19 protein-coding genes are annotated in these 21,449 nt (G+C 64.5%); 8 read left to right on the forward strand and 11 right to left on the reverse strand.

Annotation, left to right across the window (positions count from 1 at the left end):
• Position 1: 1 nt before the first annotated feature.
• Positions 2–1,516, reverse strand: coding sequence for an efflux RND transporter periplasmic adaptor subunit (locus AB4Y35_RS27125; RefSeq protein WP_368706796.1), 1,515 nt, complete (start codon positions 1,514–1,516; stop codon positions 2–4).
• 115 nt (positions 1,517–1,631) lie between these two features.
• Between AB4Y35_RS27125 and AB4Y35_RS27130 the strand changes: the two genes are divergently transcribed.
• Positions 1,632–1,829, forward strand: a complete 198-nt coding sequence (locus AB4Y35_RS27130) for a hypothetical protein (protein ID WP_368706797.1) — start codon at positions 1,632–1,634, stop codon at positions 1,827–1,829.
• A gap of 211 nt (positions 1,830–2,040) precedes the next feature.
• On the opposite strand, the gene AB4Y35_RS27135 is transcribed toward AB4Y35_RS27130, so the two are convergent.
• The 3 genes from AB4Y35_RS27135 to AB4Y35_RS27145 all read right to left on the reverse strand — a co-directional run bounded on the left by AB4Y35_RS27135 (position 2,041) and on the right by AB4Y35_RS27145 (position 5,101).
• Positions 2,041–2,415 carry a hypothetical protein gene (locus AB4Y35_RS27135; protein ID WP_368706798.1) on the reverse strand — a complete coding sequence of 125 codons (375 nt, stop codon included), beginning with the start codon at positions 2,413–2,415 and terminating at the stop codon, positions 2,041–2,043.
• 121 nt (positions 2,416–2,536) lie between these two features.
• Positions 2,537–3,862, reverse strand: coding sequence for an MFS transporter (locus AB4Y35_RS27140; protein ID WP_368706799.1), 1,326 nt, complete (start codon positions 3,860–3,862; stop codon positions 2,537–2,539).
• Between the two features lie 63 nt (positions 3,863–3,925).
• Entirely contained in the window at positions 3,926–5,101 is a 1,176-nt protein-coding gene (locus AB4Y35_RS27145; protein ID WP_368706800.1) for a M20 aminoacylase family protein, read from the reverse strand.
• 117 nt (positions 5,102–5,218) lie between these two features.
• Between AB4Y35_RS27145 and AB4Y35_RS27150 the strand changes: the two genes are divergently transcribed.
• A complete protein-coding gene (locus AB4Y35_RS27150) occupies positions 5,219–6,169 on the forward strand; it encodes a LysR substrate-binding domain-containing protein (protein ID WP_368706801.1) in 951 nt (316 codons plus the stop codon).
• A 50-nt stretch (positions 6,170–6,219) separates the two neighbouring features.
• On the opposite strand, the gene bamA is transcribed toward AB4Y35_RS27150, so the two are convergent.
• From bamA to AB4Y35_RS27165, 3 genes are all read right to left on the reverse strand, one after another.
• The gene (gene bamA, locus AB4Y35_RS27155; protein ID WP_368706802.1) at positions 6,220–8,535 is read right to left on the reverse strand and encodes an outer membrane protein assembly factor BamA; all 2,316 of its coding nucleotides are present in this window, start codon (positions 8,533–8,535) and stop codon (positions 6,220–6,222) included.
• Between the two features lie 138 nt (positions 8,536–8,673).
• Positions 8,674–9,072, reverse strand: a complete 399-nt coding sequence (locus AB4Y35_RS27160; RefSeq protein ID WP_368706803.1) for a hypothetical protein — start codon at positions 9,070–9,072, stop codon at positions 8,674–8,676.
• A gap of 238 nt (positions 9,073–9,310) precedes the next feature.
• Positions 9,311–10,057 carry a hypothetical protein gene (locus tag AB4Y35_RS27165; protein WP_368706804.1) on the reverse strand — a complete coding sequence of 249 codons (747 nt, stop codon included), beginning with the start codon at positions 10,055–10,057 and terminating at the stop codon, positions 9,311–9,313.
• Between the two features lie 71 nt (positions 10,058–10,128).
• On the opposite strand from AB4Y35_RS27165, the gene AB4Y35_RS27170 reads away from it, so the two are divergent.
• Complete coding sequence (locus tag AB4Y35_RS27170; RefSeq protein ID WP_368706805.1) at positions 10,129–11,184, forward strand: phytoene/squalene synthase family protein; 1,056 nt, start codon at positions 10,129–10,131, stop codon at positions 11,182–11,184.
• A 62-nt stretch (positions 11,185–11,246) separates the two neighbouring features.
• On the opposite strand, the gene mmsB is transcribed toward AB4Y35_RS27170, so the two are convergent.
• Positions 11,247–12,137, reverse strand: a complete 891-nt coding sequence (gene mmsB / locus AB4Y35_RS27175; RefSeq protein ID WP_368706806.1) for a 3-hydroxyisobutyrate dehydrogenase — start codon at positions 12,135–12,137, stop codon at positions 11,247–11,249.
• Between the two features lie 51 nt (positions 12,138–12,188).
• Entirely contained in the window at positions 12,189–13,715 is a 1,527-nt protein-coding gene (locus AB4Y35_RS27180) for a CoA-acylating methylmalonate-semialdehyde dehydrogenase (protein WP_368706807.1), read from the reverse strand.
• Between the two features lie 345 nt (positions 13,716–14,060).
• Here AB4Y35_RS27180 and AB4Y35_RS27185 point away from each other — a divergent pair, with 345 nt between their 5' ends.
• Positions 14,061–15,014 (forward strand): LysR family transcriptional regulator, encoded by a 954-nt coding sequence (locus AB4Y35_RS27185; protein ID WP_368706808.1) that lies wholly within the window; start codon positions 14,061–14,063, stop codon positions 15,012–15,014.
• Between the two features lie 171 nt (positions 15,015–15,185).
• Here the strand turns inward: AB4Y35_RS27185 and AB4Y35_RS27190 are convergent, their stop codons facing one another.
• Both AB4Y35_RS27190 and AB4Y35_RS27195 read right to left on the reverse strand, forming a co-directional pair.
• Positions 15,186–15,584, reverse strand: coding sequence for a BON domain-containing protein (locus tag AB4Y35_RS27190; RefSeq protein WP_368706809.1), 399 nt, complete (start codon positions 15,582–15,584; stop codon positions 15,186–15,188).
• Between the two features lie 481 nt (positions 15,585–16,065).
• The gene (locus AB4Y35_RS27195; protein ID WP_368691260.1) at positions 16,066–16,947 is read right to left on the reverse strand and encodes a LysR substrate-binding domain-containing protein; all 882 of its coding nucleotides are present in this window, start codon (positions 16,945–16,947) and stop codon (positions 16,066–16,068) included.
• A 108-nt stretch (positions 16,948–17,055) separates the two neighbouring features.
• Here AB4Y35_RS27195 and AB4Y35_RS27200 point away from each other — a divergent pair, with 108 nt between their 5' ends.
• The 4 genes from AB4Y35_RS27200 to AB4Y35_RS27215 all read left to right on the forward strand — a co-directional run bounded on the left by AB4Y35_RS27200 (position 17,056) and on the right by AB4Y35_RS27215 (position 21,429).
• The gene (locus AB4Y35_RS27200; RefSeq protein ID WP_368706810.1) at positions 17,056–18,303 is read left to right on the forward strand and encodes an MFS transporter; all 1,248 of its coding nucleotides are present in this window, start codon (positions 17,056–17,058) and stop codon (positions 18,301–18,303) included.
• A gap of 288 nt (positions 18,304–18,591) precedes the next feature.
• On the forward strand, positions 18,592–19,668 hold the full coding sequence (locus AB4Y35_RS27205) for an ABC transporter substrate-binding protein (RefSeq protein WP_368706811.1): 1,077 nt from the start codon (positions 18,592–18,594) through the stop codon (positions 19,666–19,668).
• A gap of 21 nt (positions 19,669–19,689) precedes the next feature.
• Positions 19,690–20,553 (forward strand): ABC transporter permease, encoded by an 864-nt coding sequence (locus AB4Y35_RS27210; RefSeq protein ID WP_368706812.1) that lies wholly within the window; start codon positions 19,690–19,692, stop codon positions 20,551–20,553.
• A gap of 42 nt (positions 20,554–20,595) precedes the next feature.
• The gene (locus tag AB4Y35_RS27215; protein WP_368706813.1) at positions 20,596–21,429 is read left to right on the forward strand and encodes an ABC transporter permease; all 834 of its coding nucleotides are present in this window, start codon (positions 20,596–20,598) and stop codon (positions 21,427–21,429) included.
• The last annotated feature ends 20 nt before the right edge of the window (positions 21,430–21,449 follow it).

Genomic DNA, 21,449 nt, shown 5'->3' on the forward strand with positions numbered 1-21,449 from the left:
TTCAGCCTCCCGCGGCGGGCGAGAACGTGACGTCCACGCGGCGGGATTTGTCGGGCGGATCGTTGGCGACGATCTGCGCCGGCTTGCGCATTTCGATGCGCTCGGATTTCACGCCGGCCACGACCAGCGCGGCGCGCACCGTGCCTGCGCGGGCGGCCGCGAGACGCTGGTTCGCGGCTTGCGAGCCGCTCGAATCGGTGTAGCCCGAAATCACCACACGCATGCCCGGCTCGGCGACGAGACGGCGCGCCACGGCCGCAAGCGCGTCGGCCGACTGGGCGTCGAGGCTCGAACTGCCCGACGCGAAGTAAAGCGCGGTGCGTTCGCCCATCACGTCGGCAGCGCCGGATGCCGCGCGCGGTTGCGCGGCGTTCGTGCCCGCGCCGGCCTGCGCGTTGGCGCTGGCATTCGCAGCCGCCGGGCCGGAAGCCCCGGCCGCGCCCGCTTGCGCCCCACCGCCTGCGCCGGCGTCGGAGCCGCCGATATTGACAGTTGCGGGCGGCGTGGCCACGAGGTTCGCCTTGACCGGCGCACCGGGCATGAGCCGCAGCGTATTGTCGATGACGACATGATCGCCCGGATGCAAACCCGACTTGATCACCCAGTCGTTGCCATTCCATTCACCCGTTTCCACCACGCGCTGCTGCGCCTTGCCGTCCTTGTCGACGGTCCACACATACGCGCCGCGCGGCCCCTGCTGCACCGCCGACTGCGGCACGGCCACCGCGGAAGTCCGCAGCGCGCCCAGCAGCTTGATACGCACGAACTGACCGGGCCGCAGCGACCCCGTGGGGTTCGGCATGGCGGCGCGAATCAGGTAGGTGCCGGTTTCCGAGCTGAGCGAGGCGTCGGTGAATGCGATATGCCCGCGTTCCGGATAGATGCTGCCGTCCGCGAGCACGATCACCGCTTCGAGCTTGCCGACAGGCGGCAGCTTGAGCGTGCCGTTCTGCGTTTGCGTGCGCAGATCGAGCATCTCGTTCTCGGAGAGCGAGAAGTTGATCCACATGGGATCGAGCTTCGCCACGTAAGTGAGCAGGCTGTTGGCCGCATCGATATACGTGCCGTCCTGCTTCTTGGCGTAGCTCGAAAGGCCGGTCACCGGCGCGACGATCGTCGTATAGCCGAGATTGAGCGTCGCGCTGATGACATTCGCGCGCGCGCCTTCGACCGCGGCGGCGGCCGCCTGCTCCTGGCCGACCGAGTCGTCGAGGTCCTTCTGGCTCAACGCGTTCTTCGCGGCGAGTGGACGCACGCGATTGAGGTTGGCCTGCGCGGTGACGAGCCGCGCCTTCTGCTGCGCAAGCTCGGCCTGCGCGGCATCGAGCGCGGCCTCGAAGGGTTTGCGGTCCATGACGAACATCACGTCGCCCGCATGGACCAGCGAGCCTTCTGTATACACGCGCTTTTCGAGGAAGCCGTTCACGCGCGCGCGAATTTCGACCTGCTGCGAGCTTTCTGTCTGCCCTACGTATTCAAAGACCACCGGCACGTCGCGCAGCGCAACATTGATCACGTCGACGTTTGCGGCAGGTCGTGTTTCAGCAGCAGGTTTGTTGTCATGACATGCAACGACGCTAACCAGCAATCCAAGCGACAGACACAAGCTGGCCACCCGAAATCCGTGAGTCATGCTGTTCTCCGTTGTTATCGACGATCTGCGCTGGACCGACGAACCCCAAATCAGGCGCGCGCGGGCGATCGAGTCGGATCAAATCGCCAAACTGACTTTGGTGCTCGAGCAAATACTACTGTTTTTCGGGAGAACGCTGAATCAGGACGGCCAAAAAGTCGCACGCGATGACGAGACGGCACTCGCAGAGCAATAGTGACCGAAATCGTTTCGAAATCCGAAACGAAGGTTCGCTAATAGTTCGTTAACGTTCGCATGAATATGCGCAACGCTTGCGTAAGGACAAAGGGAGAGCGCGGGAAACGGAGATTGCGGACGCACGGAACGTGCGTCGCGTGAACTGCGGACGGGAGAACTTAGAGGCGTGTCGCAGCCGTTGCAGCGGCGGCTGCGACACGCGTTGCGAATCAGGCGGCGCGATCGAGCCGGCGCACCGTGCCGAATTCCGCACACGAAAGCGTGCGCATGAGCAGCGCCATGGCCTCGGCCACGCGGCGGCGATCGAGTTCGACGTGCAGGCAAGCGAGATCGCTGCGGCGATCGATATCGATTGTATGCACGCCGAGCGCGCTGCCAACCAGACCATGCAACGTGCAGCGAGCGAGTTGCGCTTCACTCGTGGGCACGCGCACGACCAGTTGCACCGTTGCGCGATGAGTTGCCGGGTGAAGCGGCTTGCGCGCATTGCGCAGCGAGATGACGGGCCGCGGCGTGGCGGCGGAGCGGGCACCTCGGGAAATCGGGCCCTGCGAGACGATAGACGGCATACGTGTTGTGCGCACGCCGCCGTTCGGGGCGGCGCGCTTGAGTTGAACACGAACCGATTCTAGGCAGCGCCGCGTAAACGTCTGGTAAATAAACACGACACGGCCGCTAAAAGTGCGTAGCGGCCGAAGAGAGGCCTCAATCGAGCGGACGGCCCGCCGGCTCGCGAATGAGCGGCAGTGCGAGCAATGAGACCGCGCCGCAGCCGATCAGATACCAGGCGGGCGCGAGCGGATTGTCGAGCAGCTTGATGAGCCAGGTCGCGAAGAACTGCGCGAAGCCGCCGAAGATCGACACGCCCACGCAATACACCACCGACATGCCAGTCACGCGAATCGACTGAGGAAAGAGTTCGGGCAGCATCACGATATTGGGGACCGCCGTGAACGCGACGATCGCGCCCAGCACGGCCACGACCGCGAGCACGGTGGCGACGCTCGGCATGGCGTGGATGATCATGAAGGCCGGATAGATCACGGCGATCAGCAGCACGCGCGAGACACCCAACACCCATTTGCGGCCCAGGCGGTCGGAAAGCGAGCCGGCGAACGGCGAGCAGATCGCCGTGACGAGCGCGGCGACGAGGGCCGCGCTCATGCCGACCGACATCGGCAGGCCGAGAATCTTGATCGCATAGGTCGACATGTAGAACAGCACGATATAGTTCGCCGCTGTGCCGCCGATGGTCGTGACGACGCCGGCCACGAGCGCCGTGCGATGACGCCCGAAAATCTCGCGCAGCGGCCGCGCCATGTCGGCCACGGGTTCGGCGTCTTCGACTTCGACGGGGTTCGCGAGCGTTTCGTCGAGATGGCGGCGGATATACACGCCCACCGGCACGACCAGCATGCCGATCACGAACGGCACGCGCCAGCCCCAACTTTCGAGCGCGGCCTGCGAGAGCATGGTGGACAGCGCCACGCCGATGAGCGCGCCGCACACCGTGTTCAGGCCCTGGCTCACGAATTGCCAGCTGCCGTAAAAGCCGCGCGAACGGTCGTCGGCATATTCGAGCAGGAGCGATGTCGAGGCGCCCACTTCGCCGCCCACCGCGAAGCCCTGCACGAGACGCGCGAGCAGGATCAGCGCGGGCGCCGCGAGCCCGATCTGCGCATAGGTGGGCGCGAACGCGATGAGCGCCGAGCCTAGCGCCATGAGCCAGAGCGTGAGCGTCATGGCGGCCTTGCGGCCCACGCGGTCCGCAAACGCACCGATCACGATGCCGCCGATCGGACGCACGACGAAACCCACGCCGAAGCTGCCGACGGCGAGCATCAACTGGTTCAGCGAGCCATGCACCGGGAAGTACAGCGAGCCGATGATCGAGGCAAAGAAGCTGTAGACCGTGAAGTCGAAGAACTCGAGCCCGTTGCCGAGCGTGATCGCGAAGATGGCCTTCGCGCGCGAGCGGCGCGTGGAAGCCGGGGCGGCAGCGGTCGGCGCCTGAATCGACGTGGCGTTCATCGGGTGTCTCCTCGTGTGTCTCGTGTCTCGTATCGTGTTGCGATTGCCCACTGGCTGCGGGCTTCAGCCGCGCAGGAAGCGCTCGGCGAGCTGCACCCAGTATGCCGCGCCGGTGGCGAGGCAATCGTCGTTGAAGTCGTAGCCGGGGTTGTGCACCATGCAGCCGCCCTCCCCGTCGCCGTTGCCGATGATGAGATAGCTGCCCGCGCAGCGCTCGAGCAGGAACGAGAAGTCCTCGCTGCCGGTGAGCGGCGCCATGTCGTGAATGAGGCCGTCTTCGCCGAGCCAGTCGCGCGCCACATCCTGCGCGAACGCCGTCATCGCCGCGTCGTTCACGAGCACCGGGTAGCGGCGCTGGTAGTCGATGCGCGCCGTCGCACAGTAGGCGCTTGCCTGCGCGTGCACGAGCGCGGTGATGCGCTCCTGCAGCAGGTCGCGCACTTCGGGGCGCAGCGCGCGCACCGAGAGGCGCATCTGCGCGGTTTGCGGAATCACGTTGGGGGCGTCGCCCGAATGGATCGCGCCCACAGTGACGATCGCCATGTCGAGCGGCGGCACGTTGCGCGACACGATGGTCTGCAGCGCGAGCACGACGTTGGCGCACACCACCACCGGGTCGATCGCCTTATGCGGCACCGCGCCATGACCGCCGCGCCCGTCGATGTCGATGATCACCGTGTCCGACGAAGCCATGAACGGGCCCGCGCGAAAACCGAGCTTGCCCGTGGGGAAGCCCGGCATGTTGTGCATGGCGAACACGGCGTCGCAGGGAAAGCGCTCGAAAAGGCCTTCGTCGAGCATGCGCTTCGCGCCGCCGAGGCCTTCTTCGGCGGGCTGGAAAATGAGGTGCAGCGTGCCGCTGAAGTTGCGCGACTGCGCGAGATGCTTCGCCGCCGCGAGCAGCATGGCCGTGTGGCCGTCGTGGCCGCACGCGTGCATCTTGCCCGGAATGCGGCTCGCGTAGTCGAGGCCGGTGTTTTCGTGGATGGGGAGCGCGTCCATGTCGGCGCGCAGGCCGAGGCGTTGCTTGCCGTCGCCCACCTTGAGCGTGCCCACGACACCCGTGCCGCCGAGCCCGCGGTGCACCTCGTAGCCCCACTCGGTGAGGCGCTGCGCGACGAGGTCGCTCGTGACGAATTCTTCGAAGCCCAGTTCGGGATGCGCGTGGATCTCGTGGCGCAGCGCGATCATCTCTTCTTCGATCGCGGCGATTGCGGCCGGGATGGCCATCGTGTTCATACGAATTCTCTCCAGAGGGGACGACGAATTCGCTCGAGAATAATGACGTCTGTTTGGCGCCAACAGCCCTAAAATAGTTGGCCCGCCAACCAGAAGTGCGCACTCGGGTTATCCCTTATGAAGTTCCACCAGTTCCGCGCGCTCGTCGCCATGGCCGATACCGGCAGTATTCGCGCGGCCGCGCGTGCGCTCGGCATCTCGCCGGCGGCGGCGACGAAAGCGGTGCGCGAGCTCGAAGCCGAGCAGCAAATCGCGCTCGTCACGCGCAATGCGAACGGCATCGCCTTCACGGAAGCGGGCCAGGCGCTGCTCGTCCATGCGCGGCTGGTCGTGCACCAGATGTCGCGCGCCCAGGACGAACTCGATGCGCGGCGCGGGCGCGGCGGCGGCAAGCTCGCGATCGGCGTGACGCCGTGGCTCGCCCTCTCCTTTCTGCCCGACGCCGTCACGCTGTTTCGCGAGCGCATGCCCGGCATGCAGCTGGAGTTCTACGAAGGCCTGCTCAATATCGTGATGCCGCGCCTGCGCGACGGCTCGCTCGACTTTTCGCTGGGCAAGCCCGGGCCTGCTTCGCTGCATGCAGAATTCACGCAGACGCCGATCTTCGCCACAGAGTCGGCCGTGGTGGTACGCAAGGACCATCCGCTCTCGCATGCGCAATCGCTGAAAGAACTTCAGGATTGCGAATGGTTGCTCAACTGGGACCCGGCCAGCAAGGAGATGATCGCCGACGACGTCTTCCTGCGTCACGGGTTGCCGATGCCGGACAACGTGCACCTGGCGCATTCGTTCGTGGTGGCGATGGGGCTCATCATGAACACGGATATGGTGAGTATCTTTCCGTGGCCGCTGGTGGAGACACGCTTTGCGCGTGATAACTTGCGTGCGCTCGCGCTTCAGGAGGAGGTGGATCGGACGGTGGTGAGCGTGGTCGCTCGGCGTGGTGTGCCGCTCTCTGCCGCGGCTGAGTGCTTTCTGGAGTGCCTCAAGGAGGCGATTCATGCCGGCGAGGCGTCTGCTAATCCTGAGCGCAGGCGGCTTTATCACTCGCTCGAGTTGCTGATTTGATTTGTTTTTGTTTTGGCCGTTTTGGCCGCAAAAAAACACAGCAAAAAAACTCAGAACGAAGTCCCAATCTGAAACTGAAACTTCTGATACTGATCACCGGCGTGCCTGACGATCGGGAACCCCAGATCAAGCTTGAGCGGTCCAATCGGCGAGATCCATTCAAGCCCCGCGCCATAGCTATAACGCAAGCCGTTCGCCCCGGTGCTGCTGCCTTCGGTACCCCACACATTACCGCCATCCACGAAAGTGAAGACGCGCAGCGTGCGGTCATAACCCGTGCCAGGCAACGGAAACGTCAGCTCGATATTGCCCACCACCATCTTCGATCCGCCGATAGGATCGTTCGTCGTCGTATCGCGCGGCCCGAGCGAGCCCGACTCATAGCCGCGCACCGACCCGATCCCGCCCGCATAGTAGTTCTTGAAAATCGGATACGGCTTGCCGCCCAGTCCGTTGCCGTAGCCGCCCTGGAAGTTCAGCCCCAGCACGAAGCCGCGCGCAAATGAGTAGTAATACTGCATTTGCGCATCGCCTTTGTAGTACTGCGTGCCCGCCGGCGTGCCGTATTCGGCATTGGCCTGCGCGTAGTAGCCGCGGCTCGGCACCAGCGCGCTGTCGCGGTTGTCACGCGACCAGCCCACGGTGAGCGGCACCGTGTTCGAGACGCGGCCGAAATCGTTCACGTAGTCCTTATAGGTCTGCGGCGTGTTGGCGTCGACATCGAGGCGGTCCTGCTCGACGCCGAGGCCGAAATACACCATGTCGGTCTCGGAGAACGGAATGCCGAACTTCATGTCCGCACCATACGAAATGATGCGAAAGCTCGTGTCGTTCGTGCTCGAGTAGTAAAGCGGCTCGGTCGTGCGGTAGTAGACGTCGGTAATGCGCTTGATGCCGTCCACCGTGAAATACGGATCGACCTGCGTGACCGAAAGCGTGCGGTACGTCGTGGCCGTATTCACGTTCAGCGAGAGGCTGTTGCCGGAGCCGAACACGTTGTCCTGCGAAATACCCGCCGAGATGATCGGCCCTTCGCCCGAACCATAGCCGAGGCCCAGCGAAAGCGTGCCGGTGGGCTTCTCAGTCACTTTCACGTTCACGTCCACTTCGTCTGGCGTGCCTTCCACCGGCACCGTGGTCACGTCCACGTCGGTGAAGTAGCCAAGGCGGTTGATACGGTCTTTCGAAAGCGCGAGACGGTTCGAATCGAACCACGAGCTTTCGAGCTGGCGCATTTCGCGGCGCACGACTTCATCGCGTGTGCGAGTATTGCCGGTGACGTTCACGCGCCGCACGTACACGCGGCGGCTCGGGTCCACCTGCAGCGTGAGCGCAACCGTGTGGTCCTTCTGGTCGATCTCCGGCAGCGCGTTCACGGTCGCGAATGCATAACCGTATTCGCCGAGCTTGTCGACGATCGCCTTGGTCGTGTCCTTGAGCTTTTGCGCCGAAAAACGCTGCCCCGGCTTGATGCCCACGAGTTTCTTCAACTCCGCCTCGCGGTCGAGCAGATTGCCGGCCATCTTCACGCTCGAGATCGTATAGGGCTCGCCCTCGTGAATCCCGATCGTCAGATACATGTCCTTCCTGTCGGGCGACAGCGAAACCTGCGTCGAATCGATATTGAACTCGAGATAGCCGCGGTCGAGATAGTACGAGCGCACGTTATCGAGGTCACCCGTGAGCTTTTCCTTCGAGTACAGGTCGTTCTTCGTGTACCACGAGAACCAGTTCGGCGTGGAAAGCTGCATTTCATCGAGCAGCGTGCCGCCGCTGAACGTGTTGTTGCCGATGAAATTGATCTGGCGGATCTTCGCGCTCGGCCCCTCGACCACGGAGAACAGCAGCCCGACGCGATTGCGGTCGATCGGCGTGACCGTCGTCGTGACTTCGGCCGCATAGTAGCCGCGCGTGAGGTACTGGCGCTTGAGTTCCTGCTCCGCCTTGTCGACGAGCGCCTTGTCGTAGCTCTGGCCCGGCGAGAGCCCGACCGACTTGAGCGCCTTCGTCAAGTTATCCTTATCGAATTCCTTGATGCCCGCGAAATCGATCGTGCCGATGGCGGCCCGCTCCTGAACCTGCACGATCACGGTGCCACCCTGCGTGGAAATGCGCACGTCGCTGAAGAGGCTCGTCGCGTACAGCGTGCGAATGGCGTCGGAGGCCTTGTCGTCGGTAAAGGTCTCGCCCTGCTTGATCGGCAGATAGGCGAACACGGTGCCCGGCTCGATGCGCGTCAGCCCGTCGATGCGGATGTCCTGGACCACGAAGGGCTCGGTGGCGTGCGCCGCAGCGGTCACGCCGATGCCGAAGCCGGCGAGAGTCAGTGCGCGTGCATAGCGCGCCGTGGTAGTTGATGCCGTCATGCGGAAGGTCGAATGTGAAGCCAACGAAGGAGCCGTGGGAGTGCCGAATGCGCCATGACCGGCGCGAGACGCGCGCGGCCGGCATCCACGGATGCGGGGTGTACAACGGGTGCGCCAGGCGAGGCCGGCGCGCCACGCCTATTGCATGCTCGCGCGGCCAGGCAGGCGCATCTTCGCGAGCCCTGTTGCGAACGAGAGCACCTCGGTCATGTGCACGGCCTGCGCAGGCTGCAGACGGAACGACAGTTCGGCGCCGCCGGGCAGACGAAAACTCACCACGAGATGCTGCACGTCGCCCGACTCGCGCCCAACCTCCCAGGCCTCACAAGGCATGGTGAATTTCACGCTAGCGGTCTTGTGGCGAATGCGCTCGGAGCGGCCAATCGCGTTGGAAAGTGCGGCGAGCAGTTCATGCATCACCGAGCAATGCAGCGCGACGCTATCCGGCTGATTGCCGTTCACCATCAGGTACTGGCCGTCCGCAGTCAGCTCGAAATCGCGCAGGGAATGAATGGCAAGAGCCGGGGACGAGGGCATGTGCGGCGCTCCGTTACAAAAGCATCGGCGGAGTCTAGTGCGCTGGGCGCGGTGTGCGCGTTACCCCTGCATTACAGGGATTACTTTCATCAATATTGCGCCGTGACTGAGTTCAGTCGTTTCGCACGCACCCATTTCTGCGTCACGCCAATACCGTGCGAGCATGCAGCGGCTTTCAATCTCGTCTCGCCTGCACGCTGTCACCACCATCGGGATAAATTTTTGGTAACCGTAGCGGTTACGTTCGCTTTCTATCGGCAAACACCGCGACGCTCGCCTGCACCGCGAGCGCCTGTAAGGGAAAGCAAGACAAAAGATCGGCGAAGGCACTCGCGCGTTCGATGCGCGCGAGCAGCAGCGCGGCTGCGTCGTCGCGCACGCAGCCGTGACGGTCGAGAAATTGGCCCCAAAGCGAAAGCGCACGCAGGCGGGCGACGGGCTGCGCGCTCGCAATATAGGCTGCGGGAAAGATGCGCCGGTAAGCGGGCACGTTGTAGAGCCAGGAAGTGCCGTGGACGAGCACGTTGCTCGACGCACGACCGCTTTCGCGCAGTTGCCCGCACAATTGATCGATCAAGCTCCGCAACTCGCCTTGCCGCGCGGCAAGTTGCCCGGCATCGAGCGGCGACATGCCGTTGTTGTCGGTTTGGGCATTGAAATGTAGACGCACCCCGCCATGCGGTTCCTGCGCGTAAGAGAAGCAGCCGACCGTGACGGTGACCTCAGGCGCCGACTGATGCGTTGGGCAGCACTGCAAGTAACGCCACGTCCACTCGCACTGCTCCGCAACGCTTGCGTGCTCATCGAGACCATCGACATAGGCGGCCCAGAGCGGGTGCGTGCGATCGAAGGTCCGCCCCGCGCCGAAGCGCACATATAGATTCGTGCAGTCGAGCAACGCCGCCGCGAGCGGGATGTCCGCGAGGCGCGCCGCCGTGCGCGCGAAGCGCACCTGGAGGTCGTAAAACGCGCGTTCGGGTCTCAACGGGCCTCGTCTCCTTCGTCCACGATACAATGCGGCTGCGTCCGATCCGTCCCCCGCTGCCCCTATCCGACATGCAGAATACTACCCGGGCCTTCCTGTTGGGCCCGTTGCTCAAAGGCGTTTCCCGTTCGTTCTACCTCACGATGCGCGTGCTGCCCGCCGGCATGCGCGACCCCGTGGGCGAAGCCTATCTGCTCGCGCGCGCCGCCGACACCATTGCCGACACCGCGCTGATCCCGCCCGAGCAGCGGCTCGCCCTGCTGCTCGCGCTGCGCGAGCGCGTGAACGGCGCGACGAACCATGACACCCTGCTCGCCGATCTCGCAGGCGAGGTTGCGGGCCAGCAAACGCAATCGGACGAAAAGCTGCTGCTCGAATCGCTGGGCGGCGCGCTCGACGTGCTCGCGCAACTCGACGATGCCGACCGCCAGGCCGTGCGCGGGATCGTCACGACGCTCACCGAAGGCATGGAATTCGATCTACGCACGTTCCCCGACGAGCGCTCGGGCCAGGTGGCCGCGCTCAGCACGTGGGACGAACTCGACCGCTACACGTATCTCGTGGCGGGCTGCGTAGGCGAGTTCTGGACGAAGATGACCTACATGCACCTGCCCGGCACGCTCGCGCCCTCGCTGGAACAAACCATGTACACGCGCGGCATCCGCTTCGGCAAGGCCCTGCAGATGGTGAACGTGCTGCGGGACTGCGGCAAGGATCTGCGCATCGGCCGCTGCTATCTGCCCGCTTCGATGCTGGCCCAGGCGGGGCTCGGCGCGCAGGACCTGCTGCAGCCAGGCGCCTCGGCGCGCGCACGGCCGATCATGCTCGAACTCGTGCGCATCGCGCTCGATCATTTCCGCGCGGCCATCGACTATACGTTCGCGCTGCCGCGCCTTTCGGTCCGTCTGCGCCTCGCCTGCCTGTGGCCCATTCTCATCGGCCTCGAAACGCTCGAACGCCTCGTCGACAACGACGACTGGCTCGATCCCGCGAAGACCTCGAAGGTCACGCGCAACGATGTCTATCGCATTCTTGCCTGCTCCACCGCGCTCGCGCCGTCGAATGCGCTGCTCGGCGTCTGGTTCAAGCGGCTCTTCGCGCGCATCGAGGCGCGTATCAAGGCCTAAAAAGTCCGGTCGAAAAAAAGCGCGCTTCGCAGCGCGCCTTTCGCGACTCGAACCAACGCGCCTCAACCTTTCTCTGCGCGATACAGCTTGATGATCGCCGAGAAGTCGAGCTTGCCGTCGCCGTGGCTGCTCATGGCCTGATAGAGCTGCTGCGCAAGCGCCCCCATGTACGCGGGCTGGTGCACGCCCTTGGCGGCGTCGGTGGCGAGACCCAGGTCCTTGAGCATGAGGTCGGTGCCGAAGCCGCCCGTGTAGCCGCGCGAAGAAGGCGCCGTCTCGATCACGCCCGGATACGGGTTGTACGTATCCGAACTCCAGCAGCGGCCCGTGGACGTGTTCATGATGCCGCCCAGCACGTTCGGGTCGATGCCGAGCGCCTCGCCCAGCGCCATCGCTTCGGCCACGCCAGCCATCGTGATGCCCAGCACGAGGTTGTTGCAGATCTTCGCCACCTGCCCCGTGCCCGTCTCGCCGCAATGGACGATGTTCTTGCCCATGCCCGAGAGCACCGGCTTCACGCTCTCGTAGTGCGCGGCGCTGCCGCCCACCATGAACGTGAGCGTGCCCGCCGCCGCGCCGCCCGTGCCGCCCGACACCGGCGCATCGACGAAGGCGTTCCCCTGCGCCTCGGCCAGCTTCGCGAACTCCTTGACGCTCGCGGGATCGATCGTGCTCGAATCGACGATCGTCACGCCCTTCGCGATGCCCGCCAGCACGCCGTCTTCTGCCGTGAGCACGCTGCGCACGTGCGCAGCGGCGGGCAGCATCGTGATGACCCACTCCGCGCCGCTTGCCGCCGCCTTCGCCGATGCGGCCTGCTGCGCGCCGGCCTCGGCGAGCGTTTGCATCGCGCTCGCGCTCAAGTCGAACACCGTCACCGTATGTCCCGCCTTGAGCAAGTTGAGCGCCATCGGCGCGCCCATGTGGCCCAGCCCGACAAATCCGATTTTCATGAGCCTTTCTCCCTTATTGTTCAGTACTGCATCTTGATGGCGGGCAGCGCATCAGCGCAGGCTGATCGTCGTGTTCACGCCGTCGCTCACGGTCGCGTCGTCGAACCAGCGCGCGGTGACCGTCTTGGTCTGCGTGTAGAACTGCACGACCTGCTTGCCGTACGGGCCCAGGTCGCCGAGCTTCGAGCCGCGCGAACCGGTGAAGCTGAAATAAGGCACCGGCACCGGAATCGGAATGTTGATGCCGACCTGGCCAATGTCGATCTCGCTCTGGAACTTGCGCGCCGCCGCGCCGCTCTGCGTGAAGAGGCCCACGCCGTTGCCGAACGGATTCGCATTGACGATAGCGATCGCTTCATCGAGCGTCTTCGCCGAGAGCACCACGAGCACCGGCCCGAAGATCTCGTTCGTGTAGATGTCCATGTCGGTCTTCACGTTCGTGAACACCGTGGGGCCGACGAAGTTGCCGTTCTCGTAGCCCGCCACCTTCACGTCGCGGCCATCCAGCGCGAGCGTTGCGCCCTGCTTCACGCCCGAGTCGATCAGGCCGAGAATGCGCGTCTTCGCGGCGCGCGAAACGACTGGTCCGACGTCGGTCTTAGCCTCATGGCCCGCATTGACCTTGAGCGTCTTCGCCTTTTCCACCAGCTCGTCCACCCATTGCTGCGCGGCGCCCACGAACACGGCCACCGAAGTCGCCATGCAGCGCTGACCGGCCGCGCCGAACGCCGCGCCGACCAGCGCATTGAGCGCCTGCTCGCGATTCGCATCGGGCAGCACGACAGCGTGGTTCTTCGCGCCCATCATCGACTGCACGCGCTTGCCGTGCTCGCTGCCCAGACGATAGACGTGCGTGCCCACGGCCGTCGAGCCGACGAACGAAATCGCCTTCACGAGGTCGTGCGTGCAGATCGCATCGACGACTTCCTTGCCGCCGTGCACGACGTTGAGCACGCCCTTCGGAATACCGGCTTCGATAGCGAGTTCGACGAGCTGCATGGTCGAGAGCGGGTCCTGCTCCGAAGGCTTGAGCACGAATGTATTGCCGCAAACGATCGCCATCGGGAACATCCATAGCGGAATCATCGCGGGGAAGTTGAACGGCGTGATGCCGGCGCACACGCCTAGCGGCTGCTGCAGCGTATAGGTGTCCACGCCGCCCGCCACGTTCTCGGCGAAACCGCCTTGCTGCAGCGTGCCGATCGAGCAGGCGTGCTCGACCACTTCGAGGCCGCGGAAAATGTCGCCCTCGGCGTCGGGCAGCGTCTTGCCCTGCTCGGCGGTGAGCGTCTGCGCGATGCGCTGCATATGCTCGCGAATCAAGGCCTGCAGTTTGAGCATGATGCGCAGGCGCGCGCCGAGCGGCGTGTTCTTCCACGTCGCGAACGCGGCGTGCGCGGCCTTCACGGCCTGATCCACTTCCTCGACGGTTGCGAATGGCACGCGCGCGAGCACTTCCTGCGTGGCCGGATTGACGATGTCGCGCCATTCCTTCGTTTTCGATTCGACGAACTCGCCGTCGATGAGCAGCTTGACGGTCGAAACTTGCGCGTTGGATGCCTGGGTCACTGCGTTCATCGTGAACTCTCCCTGATGGATTCGAACGGGCCGGCCGTGGCCGGATATAGCGAAAGCTGTGGAACCAGCGAAATCTTCAATCGCAGCACGCGCGCAAGCACGCTGTGCAGATGCGTGCGGTCATGTCGAGCGTGCCGGGAATGGAGCTGGGCGAGGTAAAGGAGAGTCCTGCTGAGCACGGGCGCGCCGGCGTGCATGCCTGCGGCGCCCGCGCCGGGAACGACTGCATTTGCATCGTCTGTCTCCATCCTTGTTGTGTTGCGACCGTGGCTGTTTCAGTCGCGTTCTTCAACGAGTATAGTTATTCGAATATCCACGGCATAGAGATGAAAAAGCCCATCCGATATGCAAAAAAACACAACGAGCAGCATGGAGACACTGAACTGGGACGATCTACGCTACTTCCTGGAAGTCGCGCGCACGCAGCGTGCGAGCGGCGCCGCGAAACGCCTGGGCGTCGACCACACCACGGTTGCCCGCCGGGTGCGCGAGCTGGAGGCGGCGCTAGGCACCGTCCTGTTCGACAAATCGCGCTCGGGCGGCTTCGTGCTGACGGCCGAAGGCCAGCGCCTGCTGGCCTACGCGGACGCCGTGGAAACCACGGTGCAATCGGCCAGCGAGCAGTTCGCGATCGGCGCGCAGTCGCTCTCCGGCCATGTGCGCGTGGGTTCGACGGAGGGTTTCGGCTGCTTCTTTCTTGCCCCGCAGTTGGCGCGCTTCACGGGCCAGCATCCCGACATGTCGATCGACCTGTTGCCGGTGCCGCATTTCGTGAGCCTTTCGAAGCGCGAGGCCGACCTCGCGATCATGCTGGAGCGCCCCGAGCGCGGACAGTACGTCTACACGAAGCTATGCGACTACCGCTTGCGCCTGTACGGCACGCCGGCCTATCTCGAGCGCCACGCGCGCATACGCACGCCCGCCGACCTGCGCAATCACGCCTTCATCAGCTATGTCGCCGATCTGGCGTTCAGTCATGAGCTGCTCTACCTCGAACGCACGGCGCCGAACGTGACCGCGAACCTGTGCAGCACCAGCGTGATCGCGCAATACCATGCTGCGCTGCAGGGCAGCGCGCTCGCCATCCTGCCTTGCTTCATGGCCGAGCCCGACCCGCGCCTCGTGCCGATCCTGCCCGACGAAGTCATGGTGACGCGGCGCTTCTGGCTGTGCAGCCGCGAGGACCTGCGCAAGTTGCGGCGCATCACGTCGCTCTGGGACTACCTGCGCGCGGCCGCCGACGCCAATCGCCCGCTGCTGATGGGCGAATCGCCGGAAATGCATTACGTCGAGCCGTGAACGCAACGCGCTTAACGGCATAACGCTTCACCGTTTCGCCAGGCAATAAAAAAGCCGCACATGCAGTCCACGAACGGGACTGCATGTGCGGCCTTCAGGAAGGAAGACACCCGCTCCGGCGTCGCCGCCCGCACCTCATAGGGCAATGGGCGTGCGCCGGCTAGCCGATGCTCAGGTCCCAACCGGGCGGATGGTCAGCGCGTTGCGCACCGACGTCACGCCTTCGACGCCCTTGGCGACATCGCCAGCGCGCTGGATCTGCGATTGCTCGGGCACGGTGCCTTGCAGGATGACGGCGCCGTCTTTCGCGCGCACGGTGATGTTGGAGACGCTCACGTTCTTGTCACGCGCGAGCGCCGCACGGACCTTACGGCCGAGCGCGCGGTTCGCAGCGCGTGCCTGGCGCAATGCTGCCTTCGATTGATTGACGTTGTGCTGGGCTGAGGCCGTCGGACCGCTGGTAGGGGCTTCTGCGGCTGCCGGGGCCGAAGCGTCCTGCGCGTAGACCTGGAACGAGGCCGCCACGAGTGCCGTGGCTGCGGCAAGCTTGAACATCTGAATAGCCTTCATGCAGTTTCTCCTGTTGTCAGTCTTATTGCTGGCCCAGGAATGGGCCGTTAACTACACCATTGACTACAAAGCATTCACGCGCCAAGCGGCGATGGGGAGTAACAATACCGCAACTATTTCATTCTTGACACGAAGCGCGCCCAATCTGTGATTCCACGCCACACTTCCTGGCGCTTTCCGCAGACGAATACGGTTGATTGTCCAAATAGTGAAGCCATTGCGCAAGACCGCAATTGAATCGCTTCACAAGCCCGTTATACGGCCATTCACCGGCGTTTCACTGCCGTTCATAAACGTCCGGTGCCATGCTTTCAGCCATGATCCGCTCTGGTGCATGCGATATGAATACAATGACTAATCACGTAATCCAGAGCGGGATTGAGCCGCTTTATTCAAACAGCAACGCGCATCACGCAAGCAGCGTTGACAATACGGTCGGCGGTTAACCCGAATACCCATTGCGCAATACGGGAGGCCGGCATCAATTGGCCAATTGCGCCTTTATCCATCGATAGAACTGCTGGATCGCCGCCTCGCGCGGATGCCCTTCGCGCCACGTGAAGTAATAGTCGAGCGAAGCGGGAATGCGGACCTGCCCCAACTGCACCAGCTCGCCGCGTTCGATGAATCCGCGCGCGAGCTGCAGGCGGGCCGTAGCCACCCCTTGCCCAGCCACCGTTGCCTGCAGCAGCAGGCCCGCGTCGTCGAACACCGGTCCGCGCTCCGGTTCGTCGCCGGCCACGCCCGCGGCTTCGAAGAAGTCGCGCCACGAGCGGCGCGAAAAACGCAGGAGCGGCATGCTCGCGAGATCTTCCATGCGAAAGTCGGGATGGCGTGCGAGCAAGGCCGGACTGCACACTGCAACGACCTGGTCGTCCAGCAGCTTGCGGATCTGGAAGCCGGGCTCGTCGACGCGCCGATGCCAGATGCCGATGTCGAAGGGATAGGGATCGGGCGGCGTCACGTCGGCGTGCATGCGCAGCGAGAGGTCGACCATGGGATGGCGGTCGTAGAAGTCGCCCAGGCGCGGAATCAGCCAGACAGAAGCGAAATCGGACATCACGCTCAGTTCCAGCCGCGTGACGCCGCTCACGCCGGGGCGCGTGGCGTCGAGCGCGTCGCGCAGGTCGTCGAGACTGCGGCGCACGCGCTCGGCCAGCTGTGCGCCCGCCGCCGTGGGGATCATGCGGCTGCCCGCGCGGCGGAACAGCTCGACGCCCAGTTCCGTTTCGAGCGCGCGCAGGTGATGGCTCACGGCGCTGTGCGTCAAATGTAATTCTTCCGCGGCACGGCTGAAACTGCGCCGCCGCGCAGCGGCTTCAAGGGCGCGCAGCGCCTGCAAAGGTGGGAGAGGTCGGGCCATGACGTCAAATTCTACTCACAATGCCGTCTGAAATCTCTCGCTGGCCTCACACACGGCAATCGCCAATAATCGACAGCCAGGCATTCAATCCGCTTTCGCCCCCCCAACATGACCTCACTCAGACTGCGCGTCTTCGCCGTATTCGCGCTCGGCTACTTTATTTCGTACCTGTTTCGCGGCGTCAATCTCGGCTTCGCACCGTTTCTCTCGCGTGAAATGGGCTTCACGGCAACCGATCTCGGCACGCTCACGAGCCTTTATTTCCTCGGCTTCGCGGGCGCGCAGATTCCGGGCGGCGTGCTGCTCGACCATTACGGCCCGCGCCGCGTCACCGCGTGCGTCATGCTCGTGGCGGCGGCGGGTGCGTTGATCTTCGGCGTCTCGCACAACATGGCCGCGATGATGGTGGGCCGGCTGCTGATCGGCGTGGGCGTATCGGTCTGCCTGGGCGGCGCGTTCAAGGCTACGGCGCAGCACTTTCCCGTCGCGCAGCTCACGCTCGTGAACGGCCTCGTGATGGCCGTGGGCGGCCTGGGCGGCGTGGCCGTGGGCGCCCCGCTCTCGTGGCTGCTCTCGATCGCGCCCTGGCGCGCGGTGAGCCTCGGGCTCGCGGCGCTCACGGTGCTCGTGGCCGCCATCATCTGGACTGGCGGGCCGCGCACGCGCGACACTCACCACCAGGCGAGCGTGCTCGAGCAGTTCAAGGGCACCGCGCACATCCTGTGCAGCCATGCATTCTGGAAGACCGCGACGTTCTCGGGCCTCACCCAGGCCGTGTTCTACGCCATGCAGTCGTTGTGGGTCGGCGCGTTCCTGCGCGACGTCGTGCCGGCCGGCACCGCCGATGTCGGTGCGCGCGCGGCCTCGCTCGTTTCCGTGCTGGGCGGCGCATTCATCGTCGGCAACATCGGCTTTGGCGCGCTCGCACGCAGCTTCGAGCGGCGCGGCGTGAGCGTCCAGCTCTTTTCCGGCGTCACGATGCTTGTGTTCGTGCTCGTGCAAGCCTTGCTCGCCGCGCGCGTGCCGCTTCCCGCGTCCCTGCTTTGGGCGGCTTACGGCGCGTTCGGCGGCACCGGCATCCTCACGTATGCCGTGCTCGCCGAATATTTCCCGCCGCGTCTGATCGGCCGTGTGAACACCACGTTTACGCTCGTCATCTTCATCGGCATCTTCCTTCTGCAGATCGCAATCGGCGCCGCGCTCGCACACTGGCCCGCACTCGACGGCCACTACCCGGCGGTCGCGCATCAGACCGTGTGGGCCGTCCTCGTCGGGCTGCAAGTGCTCTGCGCCGTGTGGTACTTCATGCCGTCGCGGCGCGCCGCTGCGCCGCGCCACGCGGTCGAATCACATTGAGGCGCATTTCACGCACCGCACCGCGCCCGGCGCGCGGTGCGGCTTTGCGCTTCTGCTCACATCGATAGCATGATTTCTTCCTTCGGCACGGGCTTCGCTCCACTATCATGAATGCGCCCTGCCGTTCACTTTCCTCATAAAACGCAGCGCCTTTGTCGAGAAATGCAAATCTCGAATCATTGGTTGTCCTGATCGGCAGACCCGGAAAAGAATGACCCAACAGCAACGACAGCGACGCAAGCTCGCCAGTCCGCGCACCCCGTTTCGTCACTCAAATCCGACCTGCCCATGCGTTCACATCGCGTTCTGCAGTATCTGCCCCGGTTTCTGATTTATGCAGCACTTTCGTTCATCTCACTGCATGCCGCGGCCGAGAAGCCTGCCGTGATCCGCATCGGCGTCGCGCAGCAGGGCGCGGGCGACCCGCCCACGTTCGGCGGTTCGACCGCCGCCACGGTGCGCGGCCAGCAGTTGCTCGAAAAGGAATTCGCCGCCGACGGCATCAAGGTCGAATGGCTCTTCTTCAAGGGCGCGGGCCCGGCAGTGAACGAAGCCATTGCCGACAATGCACTCGACTTCGCGTATCAAGGCGATCTGCCCTCGGTGCTCGCGCGCGCCAACGGTCTCAAGACCCGCATCCTGCTGGAGTCGGGCGTGCGTTCCGGCGTGAAGGTGGGTGTGCCCGCCGATTCGGACATCAAATCGATCAAGGACCTCAAGGACCGGCGCGTCGCCATTTTTCGCGGCACGAATCTGCAACTCGTGGCCGACAACGCGCTCGCTGAGAACCAGCTCGACGAGCGCGCGCTACGCGTGATCAATCTCGACACCGCAAGCTCGCTCGCGGCGCTCGCATCGAAAGGCATCGATGCTTCCGTGAACGACTATCACCTCTACCGGCTGCGCGATCAGGGGCTCGCTCGCATTGTCTACGAATCGCAGCATGATGGCCCGCAATTGACGCGCCAGGCGCATCTGCTCGTGCTCGACGGCTTCGAAAAGGCGCACCCCGACATCGTGCAGCGCGTGGTCAATGTCTTCGTGCAAGCGGCGCAATGGTCGTCCGATGAAGCCAACCGCGACGCGCTCTTCAAGCTCTGGGCGAAGAGCGGCGTGAGCTATTCGTCCTGGCAAGCCGAATTCGGCGAGCAGCCGTTGAAGTACCGCAATTCGCCGTTGATCGATCCGTTCATCGTAGCGCGCTACAAAGCCGTTGCGCAGGACGCGCTGCGCCTGAAGCTGATCCGCCAGCCCGTGGACGTCGATTCGTGGTTCGAGCCGCGCTATCTCGACAACGCGCTGCGCGCGCAAAAGCTCGAACACTACTGGACCCGCTACGACGCCGCCGGCAAGCCGCTTGGCTGAGCGCGCGAGAGGAGCCGCATCATGACGGAAACCGCGATCACGATTGCTTCGGACACGTCGCGTGCCGCAGCATCACGTATCGACACGACAGGCGCGCAAGTACGCTGGCGCAGCGTACTGCGCACCTGCGCGTGGCATCTCGCGCCCTGGCTGCTGCCTGCAATGCTTTATCTGCTGTGGAGCGTCGGCTGCGCGCGGGGCTGGATCGCGCCGCAAATCCTGCCTGCGCCGCGGCGCGTCTATGAAACCTTCGTCGACCTCGCCCAGAGCGGCGAGCTCGCGCGCAATACGCTGATCAGCCTGCAACGCGTGCTGCTGGGCTTCGCAGGCGGCACCGTGCTCGGCTTCCTGATCGGCGGCGCGCTCGGGCTCTCGCGCACGCTCGAAGCGTGGGTGCTGCCCAGCTTCAACGCGATCGTGCAGATTCCCGTGCTCGGCTGGCTGCCGTTTCTGCTGTTGCTCGTCGGCGTGGGCGAGCCGCTCAAGTATCTGCTCATCGCTCACGCGGCGCTCGTGCCCGTCACGCTCAGCACCATGCAGGGCTTTCGGCAGACGCCCGCCGCACTGGACGAAGTCGCGCGCGTGTTCGCCTACACCCGCTGGCAACACATCGTGAGGCTCGTGCTGCCCGCGGCGGTTCCGACGCTCGCTACCGGCGTGCGCCTGGCCTTCACGAAGGCGTGGCTCGCGCTGGTCGTGGTCGAGCTCGTGGCGTCGTCAGAAGGGCTCGGCTATCTGATCGTGTATGGCCGCCAGCTCTTTCAGCTCGATCTCGTGATGGCGTCGGTGGTCGTGGTGGGGGCGGTCGGTCTCGTCATCAATCGTCTGCTCGATGTGCTCGAGCTGCGTTTGCGGCGCGGCACGCCTTCGGCGTTTCGCGGCTGAAGGCGCGTGATTGCCGCCATTGAGGACAAGGGAGAATTCGCCATGAAGATATCGTTTGCACGAGCGACCGCGCGTCCCGATTGCGCCTGTGACGCGGCCAATGCAGCCAGGCCGCGACGAAGCGTCGATTTACGTGGCGCCGCCCTGCCCCTCGTCGCCATTGCGCTGTGGTGGGCCTTGAGCGCCTCGCATCTCGTGAAGAGCGGCCTGCTCGTGAGTCCCGCCGATGTGATTCGCACCGCTCACGAACAGATCGGGAGCGGCGCGTTGTTCCGCGCGCTTTCGGCGTCGCTTGCCCGCGAAGCCTGCGGGTTTGCCATCGGCGCAACGGCGGGGTTCCTGCTGGGCGGCGCGCTGGGGCTCTCGCGCATCGCCGCACGCGTCGTGGGGCCGAGCTTCGACACGTTCAAACAGATCTCGCTGTTCGCGTGGATTCCGCTGATTTCCGTATGGTTCGGGCTCGGCGACGCCGCCAAAGTGGTCTTCCTTTCGCTCGCGGCGCTGCTCCCGGTTGCCGCCCATACGTGTGACGGCATTCACGCCGTGCCGCGCCAATACGTCGAACTCGCGCAGGCGTTGCGCTATTCGCGCCTGCAGCTCGTGCGCTACGTATTGTTGCCGGCCGCGTTGCCCTCGATTTTTACGGGCCTTTATCTCGCGCTCATTTATTCGTGGCTCGCCACGCTCGGCGCGGAGTATCTGCTCGTTGCGGGCAGCGGCATCGGCAATCTTCTGATCGACGGCAGCGAGCAGTTCCGCATGGACCTCGTGCTGTTCGGCATCGTTGTCGTGGGCGCGATCGGCTGGGCGCTCAACGCGCTCGCGCGGCGGGTTGAGCGAACGGTGCTGGCGCGGTTGCACATCACCGCCCAATGATCCGGACTACCAATCAACAG

This window comes from Paraburkholderia sp. EG286A (assembly GCF_040965375.1).
GTDB lineage: Bacteria > Pseudomonadota > Gammaproteobacteria > Burkholderiales > Burkholderiaceae > Paraburkholderia.

Bases quoted from the DNA above. Each gene is read 5' to 3' on its own strand.
- AB4Y35_RS27130 (WP_368706797.1), top strand. From the start codon at position 1,632: ATGCTGTTCTCCGTTGTTATCGACGATCTGCGCTGGACCGACGAACCC.
- AB4Y35_RS27140 (WP_368706799.1), bottom strand. From the start codon at position 3,862: ATGAACGCCACGTCGATTCAGGCGCCGACCGCTGCCGCCCCGGCTTCC.
- AB4Y35_RS27145 (WP_368706800.1), bottom strand. From the start codon at position 5,101: ATGAACACGATGGCCATCCCGGCCGCAATCGCCGCGATCGAAGAAGAG.
- AB4Y35_RS27150 (WP_368706801.1), top strand. From the start codon at position 5,219: ATGAAGTTCCACCAGTTCCGCGCGCTCGTCGCCATGGCCGATACCGGC.
- bamA (WP_368706802.1), bottom strand. From the start codon at position 8,535: ATGACGGCATCAACTACCACGGCGCGCTATGCACGCGCACTGACTCTC.
- AB4Y35_RS27160 (WP_368706803.1), bottom strand. From the start codon at position 9,072: ATGCCCTCGTCCCCGGCTCTTGCCATTCATTCCCTGCGCGATTTCGAG.
- AB4Y35_RS27170 (WP_368706805.1), top strand. From the start codon at position 10,129: ATGCAGAATACTACCCGGGCCTTCCTGTTGGGCCCGTTGCTCAAAGGC.
- mmsB (WP_368706806.1), bottom strand. From the start codon at position 12,137: ATGAAAATCGGATTTGTCGGGCTGGGCCACATGGGCGCGCCGATGGCG.
- AB4Y35_RS27180 (WP_368706807.1), bottom strand. From the start codon at position 13,715: ATGAACGCAGTGACCCAGGCATCCAACGCGCAAGTTTCGACCGTCAAG.
- AB4Y35_RS27185 (WP_368706808.1), top strand. From the start codon at position 14,061: ATGCAAAAAAACACAACGAGCAGCATGGAGACACTGAACTGGGACGAT.
- AB4Y35_RS27190 (WP_368706809.1), bottom strand. From the start codon at position 15,584: ATGAAGGCTATTCAGATGTTCAAGCTTGCCGCAGCCACGGCACTCGTG.
- AB4Y35_RS27195 (WP_368691260.1), bottom strand. From the start codon at position 16,947: ATGGCCCGACCTCTCCCACCTTTGCAGGCGCTGCGCGCCCTTGAAGCC.
- AB4Y35_RS27200 (WP_368706810.1), top strand. From the start codon at position 17,056: ATGACCTCACTCAGACTGCGCGTCTTCGCCGTATTCGCGCTCGGCTAC.
- AB4Y35_RS27205 (WP_368706811.1), top strand. From the start codon at position 18,592: ATGCGTTCACATCGCGTTCTGCAGTATCTGCCCCGGTTTCTGATTTAT.
- AB4Y35_RS27210 (WP_368706812.1), top strand. From the start codon at position 19,690: ATGACGGAAACCGCGATCACGATTGCTTCGGACACGTCGCGTGCCGCA.
- AB4Y35_RS27215 (WP_368706813.1), top strand. From the start codon at position 20,596: ATGAAGATATCGTTTGCACGAGCGACCGCGCGTCCCGATTGCGCCTGT.